3 protein-coding genes are annotated in these 3,607 nt (G+C 67.0%); all 3 read right to left on the reverse strand.

The features are described from left to right. Positions 1 to 46: 46 nt before the first annotated feature. The 3 genes from C9I47_RS15360 to C9I47_RS15370 are packed head-to-tail and all read right to left on the reverse strand — an operon-like array spanning position 47 to position 3,493. The gene (locus tag C9I47_RS15360; protein ID WP_111267536.1) at positions 47 to 1,648 is read right to left on the reverse strand and encodes an MBL fold metallo-hydrolase; all 1,602 of its coding nucleotides are present in this window, start codon (positions 1,646 to 1,648) and stop codon (positions 47 to 49) included. Then, on the reverse strand, positions 1,641 to 2,516 hold the full coding sequence (locus C9I47_RS15365; protein ID WP_111267537.1) for a thioesterase II family protein: 876 nt from the start codon (positions 2,514 to 2,516) through the stop codon (positions 1,641 to 1,643). The genes C9I47_RS15360 and C9I47_RS15365 overlap by 8 nt, the downstream gene beginning before the upstream one ends. Continuing rightward, on the reverse strand, positions 2,513 to 3,493 hold the full coding sequence (locus C9I47_RS15370; RefSeq protein WP_111267538.1) for a TauD/TfdA family dioxygenase: 981 nt from the start codon (positions 3,491 to 3,493) through the stop codon (positions 2,513 to 2,515). The genes C9I47_RS15365 and C9I47_RS15370 overlap by 4 nt, the downstream gene beginning before the upstream one ends. Between the last annotated feature and the right edge of the window lie 114 nt (positions 3,494 to 3,607).

Raw genomic sequence — 3,607 nt, forward strand, 5'->3', positions numbered from 1 at the left:
TGCGGCCGCCGGGCGCGTCGCCCCCGGCGGCGGGAGGCCGACGCGGCTACAGCTCGACGGTTTTCTTGCCGTACAGGCGCTCGGCGGGAATGCCCTTGCCCTCGCAGGCCTCGAGCATGCGCCCGGTCTCGACCATCTGTGCGGAGTGCTCGTCGTACTCGATGCCCATGAAGTACTTGTACCAGGGCTCCAGCCCCAGCGCGTAGAGGAAGATCCGCGAAGGCTCCAGCATGTCGGCGATACGCGCGGCCTGCTCGTAGCCGGAGCCGTTGAGACGCCGCGACTCCTTGATCTTGCGGCTGACCAGTTTGGTGTGCAGGGCCCCGTACAGCCAGGTGTACGGGGCGCCGACGCACTCCATGCCGATCGCCATGATGTCCAGCGCGCCGAGCTGATCGGCGATATGACGGTACATGCGCGGCTCCAGGTTGGAGGAGTCGGCCGCCAGCAGCACTCGCTTCCCGCATAGCTCGACGAACCACGCCGCCTTGGTACGCACGTTGAGGTCTCCGTGCTCGCCCAGGAACGGGATGCTGACGATGCGGCCGCCAGGCACCGGCAGCTCCTCCATGTCGTCCATCTCGACCGCATCGAAACCGAACTGGCGCAGCAGCAGCCGCAGCGACGGATCGGCCAGGGTGCCGCCGTTGTTGCGCGGGACCAGCACCTTGCCGGTCTTGTGGCGCAGCTGCAGCAGCGTCTCCAGGTTGGCGTGGTCCTGGTGGTGATGGGTGATGCAGATGTAGTCGATGTGCGGCGGAAGTTCGCTGAAGCTGATGACCTCGTCGGCGAAGGTCTCGCCGCGCGGGGCGATCACCGGATCGATCAGGATCGACACCTCGGCGGTCTCGATCAGGAAGCCGGCGTGGCCCAGATACTGCACGCGCACGCCCTCCGCGACCGGCTGATGACGCCGTTCCGGCGCCTGCGCAGTGAACAGCTCGCGATAGTCCAGGCCACCACGCGCGGTACGCCCGGCGAACAGCGCATCGACCTCGGCCGGACTCATCGGTTCTGTGCGCGCGCGGAACAAGGTATCGATCAACGGGTCGTTGTAGTCGGCGGCCAGCTGCAGGTTGTCGCCGGTCGGCAGTCGCGGCGTGCTCATCACGAACGGGCGGTCGCCCTGGGCGTCGAGACGACCGAACGACAGGCCCTGCAGCTGCGGCTTGTAGTACGGGCTGCGGTACAGCAGGCCCTCGATCAGCCGGTAGGAGGGCCGGTGTTCGAGATCCATGGTCAGCTCGACATAGCCCTTCAAAGGCTCGGGCACGCGCTCGTACAGCGGCTCGACCGACTCCCCGCTGGTGTGCTCGCGCAGCATCTCGTCCAGCTCTCGGACCGCGTCCGACAGTTCGACGAGGTCGGCGTGCTCGGTGTCGATGGTCTCGACCAGCGCGCGGATGTCGGCGACCTGCTCCTCGCCGCAATCCAGGTATTCGGACCCGGCCATGCCGGGCTGCTTGACCGCCATCATGTGCAGCTTATGGTTCTTGACGAACGAGTTCATGATCCGGCGGTGGGTATGGACCATGTGCCGCGCACCGGTCACCGGCGGCAGCAGATAGGGCCAGGCGTACCAGCCGTTGATCAGCGGTTCGAAATACACGTCCTCGCACAGGTACAGCGAGTCGGGTGAATCAGACATGGGCATTCCCTTCCTGGTGTTCTGATTGATGTTCTGGAGCGCGGTCCACGCGGCCGTCCTCGCTGCCCGCCACCGGGTCGCATCCGACCCGTTCGGCGCCGGCCGTTTCCTCGCCGCGCAGGGTGCGACCGACCAGCGCGGTCAGCTCGCGCATATGGCTGTGGATGAAGAAGTGTCCGCCAGGCAGGCGATGCAGACTGGCCGGTCGCACCAGATGCCGCTGCCAGGCCCGCGTGCGCTCGACCTCGAAGCTGTCGCCATCGCCATGCACCAGGGTCGTGGCCACGTCCAGCGCAACCGAGTGCTCGAAACGGTAGCTCCCGCCCAGGGCGAAGTCCGCGCGCAACCCCGGCATCACCACCTTCAGCAGTTCACGATCGGCCAGTACTTCTTCCGGCGTACCCTGCAGTTCGCGCAGCACCTGCACGAACTCGTCGTCCGGCATCCGCAGGTAGTCGCGCTCATGGACGCGCGTCCATGGCGCAGGACTGCCGGTCAGGAACAGGTGCCTCGGCATCGGCAGGCCGCGCTGCTGCAGTCGGCAGGCCAGCTCAAACGCGATCACCGCGCCGTTGCTGTGGCCGTAGAGGCTGAAGGGGCGCTGGGCCAGCATCGGCTCGATCGCCGGCATCAGGCCGTCGACCAGCGCGGTGACCGTCTCGCACGGAGGTTCGAGGATACGCGCCGCCTTGCCGGGGGCCTGCAAGGCGAACACCTCGAAGGCGTGATCCAGCAGGGCAGGCCATTCGCGGAACAGATGCGGATTGCCGCCGGCATACGGAAAGCAGAACAGCCGCTCGCCCGCGGTCGGCGGCGAACAGCGCACCAGCCACGGCCCGGCGCCGCCCGAAGTCGCCACCGCGTTCATGCCGCCGCCGCGTCATGCGGGCGCGCCATGCCGACCAGGACCTGGCGGTTGCCGGCGAAGGTGCCGCGCCCATGCGAATACAGCATGTTGTCGAGCAGCAGGAGATCGTTGCGCTGCCACTCGAACGCGATCTGGTGACGCTCGTAGACCCCGCGCACCCGGTCCAGGGTCGCCGGATCGATCGGCTCGCCGTCGCCGTAATAGGTATTGCGCGGCAGTTCGCTTTCGTCCATGACGCTCAGCAGGCTGGTACGCAGCTCCGGCTCCAGATTGGTGACGTGGAACAGGTGCGCCTGGTTGAACCAGACCGTATCCCCGCTAAGCGGGTGCACCGCGGTGGCCTGGTTGACCTGGCGGGTACGCAGCCGCTGTTCGTCCAGCCACTCCCATTGCAGGTCGTTGGCCGCGCAGAACGCCTCGACCTCGCTCCGGTCGCCGGTCTGGAACACCTCGGTCCACGGGATGTCGATGTCCGAATAGTTGCGCACGTACATCACCCCGTCGCGCTCGAAGCGCTCGCGCACGTCGTCGGGAATGTCGGACAGGACCTTGCGGCTGTCGCAGATCGGCGTGGCGCCGCCCTGGCTGGCCGGCATCGTGCACAGGAAACCGATGCGCATCGCCCAACGGTTCGAGTACGAGTTCTCGTTGTGCTGGGGGATGACCTGGTCGGGATGATACTCGGTCGCAGTGTAGACGCTGCCACGCAGCTCGGTGCGCGGCGTGGAGCGGTAGGTGTACTGGATCAGTTCCTCGCCGAACAGCGTCGACAGCGTGGTGCCGAACTGCTGGCTGCCGAGGAAGCGCAGCCCACGGATCAGCAACGCGCCGTTCGCCTGCAGCAGGCGCTCGACCTCGCCGCGATTCTGCTCGGCCCAGTCGGTCACGCGCACGGCGCCGGTATCGACTTCCAGCAACAACGGAGTGCCCTGGATCGGCTTCAGATCCTCGCACCCCACCTGAGTCAGGTCACGCATCTTCCTTTTCCCCTTGCGGACGGTTCCAGTGCCCGGCCCGACGCGAAGCGCCGACCGGAATTACAAACGACGGTTCCGCGGACAGCGGAGCCGCGAGCAGACAGTCCGGCACAC

Origin of the sequence: Marilutibacter maris (assembly GCF_003233695.1) — a bacterium.
In the GTDB taxonomy this organism is placed as follows: domain Bacteria; phylum Pseudomonadota; class Gammaproteobacteria; order Xanthomonadales; family Xanthomonadaceae; genus Marilutibacter; species Marilutibacter maris.